General features: G+C 73.0%; 3 protein-coding genes. 2 read left to right on the forward strand and 1 reads right to left on the reverse strand.

What is annotated here, in order from left to right; translation table 11 throughout:
• On the reverse strand, positions 1-809 hold an 809-nt coding region (locus tag C5N14_RS31355; protein ID WP_165878307.1), incomplete at its 3' end, for a VCBS repeat-containing protein.
• 310 nt (positions 810-1,119) lie between these two features.
• Here C5N14_RS31355 and C5N14_RS32525 point away from each other — a divergent pair.
• Positions 1,120-4,392: a DUF2961 domain-containing protein gene (locus C5N14_RS32525; protein ID WP_165878308.1), complete on the forward strand. Its 3,273-nt coding sequence runs from the start codon at positions 1,120-1,122 to the stop codon at positions 4,390-4,392.
• 11 nt (positions 4,393-4,403) lie between these two features.
• On the forward strand, positions 4,404-4,986 hold a 583-nt coding region (locus C5N14_RS31365), incomplete at its 3' end, for a M23 family metallopeptidase (RefSeq protein WP_133305778.1).

Here is a 4,986-nt window from a genome sequence, read left to right on the forward strand (position 1 = left end):
CTGGTGCCGGTGGAGAGTGCGACGTAGACGTCGGCGAGGGATCCGTGGGTGAAGGCGATGATGTCGTCCTTGCCGTCGCCGTTGACGTCGCCGGTGGTCAGGGTTTCGCCGTTGAGGCCGAAGAAGTCGTTCCACTTCACCGAGGTGCCCGTGAACGATGATCCGGTGGACGTCGCGACGTACACGTCGTTGAGCGAGCCCTGGGTGAACGCCACGATGTCGTCCTTACCGTCACCACTGAAATCCGTCGGCGAACCCGGAGCCATGCCGGTGACCCGCGACGCCTCGGCGAGCAGCGACCGGGCCTTGGCCTGCGACTGGTCGTAGCGGTCGGGAAAACCGGAGCGTTGGACGCACTGCGCGACCTGACCGGCGGTGTAGCCCGGGTTGTTGCGGTCGCAGGTGACGGCCCGGGTGAAGAACTGCGTCGACGAGTAGACCGGGTCCATGATCTGCTCCGGAGTGCCCCAGCCGTAGTCCCAGCGCTGCTGGAACACCCCGAGGGAGGACTTGTCCCCGCAGGGCAGGTTGTTCATGTGGGACTCGACCCAGCCGGTCTCGAAGCCGGCGAGCATCACCTTGTCGTTGACGCGCAGGTTGAGGCCCACCCGGTGCACGATGACGATGATCGACGGGTCGTGGTTCGCCGGTATCGAGGTGCAGGCCAGCGTGCCGGGGCCGTCGGTCGAGGGGACCGCGGCGGCGGGTGCCGCCGGGGCGGTCACCGCCAGCGTGGCGACGGCGACGGCGACGGCGGCGGCCAGCCGGGCCGTGAGGGGGAATGCGGGCGTTCGGGTGCGAGTGTCCATGATGGCCCTCTGGGAAGCGGGGAGCAGTGGTCCGGGCGGGGCGGCCGTCCCGGGCGAGGACGAGCAGCGAGTGCGAACGACGACATCTGTCGATAGATACATGAAACTTACGGCCACCCGACGGCGCAGTCAAGGAAGAAACTTTCGTGCCGGTCGGGTGCTCGGAAACGGCCTGCCACCTGCGGGAACGAGGACCTGTGGGAGCGTCGCGCCGCGAGTGCTCACGAGGCAGGGTATTGACAGAAATCGAATGCGTTGGCTTCACTTCCGCCAGTGGCGCCGTCCAGGGGCCCGCCCGCCGAGGTGACACATGGCCCGATCCCGCGGCTTGCGTACCGTCGTCCTCACGGCCGCCCTCGCCATGGCCGTCGCGTCCGCGCCGCCTGCGGCGTCCGCCACGCCCGGCCCCGCCGCCGCGTCCACGACCACCGCCTCGGCCGCCCCCGGCGCCGTCGGCTGGGACGTCTACCGACGCCTCGACCGGCTGCCACACCTCGGCAGCGGTGCCCGGACCCGGCAGTTCTCCAGCTACGACCGGACCGGCGGCAACGACGACGGGTTCAGCGGCGCCCACTCCTGCCTGCGCACGGACGGCGGCTGCGTGATCGCCGAGGACCACGGCGCCGGTGAGATCGAGTCGATCTGGTTCACCCGCGACGACGGCGCGGTCGCCGCCACCGGGTGGATCCGCATCGAACTGGACGGCGGGACCGTCGTCGACACCGGGTTGCAGCACCTCGTGGACGGCGGCCTCGGTGCCCCCTTCGTGTTTCCCCTGGTGAGCAACGCCGACCAGACCTCCGGCGGGGTGACCGTCAAGGTGCCGATGCCCTACCGGCGGTCGATGCGCGTCACCACCCAGCACAACCCGCTGTTCCACCACGTCACCTACCGCAGCTTCGCCGACGCCCAGGATGTCCCGTCCTTCGATCCCGCGGACGCCGCCACCGACGTGGTGAGCCTGCTGCGGGCCGCCGGCACCCGCGACCCCAAGCCGGCACAGCCGGGCGCCGCCACGATCAACGGCACCCGCACCGTCCCCGCCAACGGCCAGGTCACCCTCGCGACCCTGACCGGCCCCCGGGCGGTCACCGCCCTGCGCCTACGGGTGCCCGACGCGAGCGCCACCGACTCCCGCCTCGGGCGGCTGCGGCTGCGGATCACCTTCGACGGTCGGACCACCGTGGACGCGCCGGTGGCCGAGTTCTTCGGCTCCGGGCTCGGCGAACGGCCGGTCCGGTCGCTGATGTCCGCCATGGACACCGCCCCCGGCGGCTGGTACAGCTCCTGGTGGCCGATGCCGTTCCGGGCCGCCGCCGCCGTGGCCCTCGTCAACACCGACGGCGTCGACCTCGCCGGCGTCGGCTGGGAGATCACCTCCGCGCCCGGCGCCCAGTGGGCCGACGCCCTGGCCGCCGACGGCGACGCCGGCTACTTCACCGCCCAGTCCCGGCGGGGGGCGACCACCCCGGGGCAGGACTGGACCGTCGCCGAGCAGGGCGGGCGCGGGCGTCTCGTCGGCGTGTCGCAGACCATGCGCGGCCACGTCGCCGCCGGCAACACCCGCAACTACCTGGAGGGCGACGAGCGGGTGCACGTCGACGGCTCGGCGACGCCGCAGCTGCACGGCACCGGCACCGAGGACTTCTACGAGTCCGGCTGGTACTTCAACCGGGGCACCTACTCGGGCGTCTTCACCGGCAACCCCGGGCACCAGGTGCGCACCGGCGGCTGCCCGTACGAGTGCGACGCGGCGTACCGGCTGATGATCGGCGACGCGGTCGACTACGGCACCGGCCTGCGGTTCGGCATCGAGCACGGCCCGGCCAACGACATGCCCGCCGAGTACGGCTCCACGGCCTACCTCTACACCCAACCCACCGTCGGGCAGGCGCTCACCGACACGGTCACCGTCGGTGACGCGGCGAGTCGGACGGCCCACGACTACTCCGACGGCCCCGCGGCGCAGTACCCCCTCACCTCGGTCTTCGAGGGCGACGACGACGCGGCGACGGTCACCGGGCAGGTCCGCGCCACCTTGGCCCCGGTCCGGTTCCGCCTCGCCGTCGCCCCGGACAACCAGGGCGTACGGCTGCGGCGCACCGGCGAACAGGGCGCGGCGGGCCAGCAGGTGGCCGTGGCCGTCGACGGCGTCGCGGTGGGCACCTGGGCCCAGCCGCAGGGCAACGGCGTGCAGCGGTGGCGCAGCGACGAGTTCGTCCTGCCCGCGTCGGTGACCACCGGCCGGGCCTCGGTCACCGTGACGCTGACCCCAGCGGCCGGCCGGCCCGCCTGGACCGCCAGCTCCTACACCGCGTCCAGCCTCGTGCGACCGTACGCCGACACCCGGCCACCGACGACGGTGGCCGCGCCGACCGTCGGCGCCCGGACCCACGCGGTCGCCCTGAGCTGGCCGGCGGCGACCGACGACGTGGGCGTCGCCGGCTACCGGGTCTACGGCGCGCGCGCCGCCGACGTGCCGACCACGCCGGCCAACCTGCTCGGCACCGTGCGGAGCCCCAGCTTCCGGCACGGACCGCTCGTCGCCGGGCAACGGTGGCACTACCGGATCGTGGCGCTGGACGAGGCGGGCAATGCCAGCTTCGCGTCGGGTACCGCCACGGCGCTCAGCCGTGGCCGCAACACCAGTGACGTCGACGGCGACGGCCGGGACGACGTGGTCGGCTTCACCCGTGGCGCCACCGCCGACGTCTTCGCCTCGATCTCCTCCGGCAGCGGGTTCGCACCGGCCGCCAGGTGGCACGACTTCTTCGCCACCGACGCCGAACTGCCCTTCACCGGCGATGTCGACGGCGACGGCCGGGCCGACGTCATCACCTTCACCCGGGGCGCGGCCGCCGACGTCCACGTCGCGCTGTCCACCGGCACCGGCTTCGCCCCCGCCAGCAGGTGGCACGACTTCTTCGCCGTCGGCACCGAGATTCCCGCCGTCGGCGACGTCGACGGCGACGGGCGAACCGACATCGTCACCTTCACCCGGGGCGCGGCCGCCGATGTCTACGTCGCGCTGTCCACCGGCACCGGCTTCGGGCCCGGGGTGAAGTGGCACGACTTCTTCGCTGCCGGCACCGAGACCCCCGCCGTCGGCGACGTGGACGGCGACGGGCGCGACGACATCGTCACCTTCCTCCAGGGAGCCGGCGGCGCCGTCTACGCCTCGCTCTCCGACGGCAGCCGCTTCGTGCAGCACGCCTGGAAGTGGGGCGACGGCGTGGCCACCGGCAGCCAACTTCCCGCGCTGGCCGACGTCACCGGCGACGGCCGTGACGACGTCGTCGCCTTCACCCGGGGCGCGAGCGCCGACGTCCTGGTCCGCCCCTCCACCGGCGGTGGCCTCGGCGCCGCCGCGACCTGGCACGGCAACTTCGCCGTCGGCACCGAGCTGCCCGGCGTCGGCGATTTCGACGGCGACGGGCGCTGCGACGCCGTCACCTACACCCGCGGCAGCGCCGCCGACGCCTACGTGTCGCTCTCCGACGGCAGCCGCCTGGTGCAGAACGGCTGGCGGTGGAGCGACCAGATCGCCCCCGGCTCCGACCTTCCCCGCCCGAGCCTTCCCTGACAGGAGCCGCCATGCCCCGGCACCCGAGAACCGTCCGTCGTTGCCTCGTCGCGCTGGTCACCCTGGCCGCAGCCGTCCTGACCGGCGTTGTCGCGGCGCCCACGGCCGCGCTGGCCGCACCCAACTTCAAGGCGCCGTTCCCGTGCGGGCAGCGGTGGACCTACGACCACCACAGCGCCGAGGTGCGCCAGGCGCTGGACTTCGTGCGGGCCGACGGCGGCACCACCGGAGGGACGCCGCAGGTCGCCTCCGCCGCCGGCGTGGCCCGCCGCTACTCGCAGCCCAGCGGCGCCGGCAACTACGTGGTCATCGACCACGGCGGCGGCTGGACCACCTACTACTTCCACCTCAGCGCCTACTCGGTGCCCGACGGGGCGTACGTCGAGCAGGGTCAGCAGATCGGCGTCACCGGCAGCACCGGCAACTCCTCCGGCCCGCACGTGCACTACGAACAGCTCTACAACGGGGTGGGGCAGACGATCGTCATCAACGGCGTCTCGCTCGCGCCCTACCCGGGCCAGTACAACCAGAAGTACCTCGTCAGCGACAACTGCGGCGGCGGTGGTGGTGGGGGTGGTCGGTATCTGGCGGGTT

It is taken from the genome of Micromonospora sp. MW-13 (assembly GCF_003434305.1).
GTDB lineage: Bacteria > Actinomycetota > Actinomycetes > Mycobacteriales > Micromonosporaceae > Micromonospora.

What these genes read in the sequence shown, in the direction of transcription:
- C5N14_RS32525 (WP_165878308.1), top strand. Translation starts at nt 1,120, where the DNA reads ATGGCCCGATCCCGCGGCTTGCGTACCGTCGTCCTCACGGCCGCCCTC.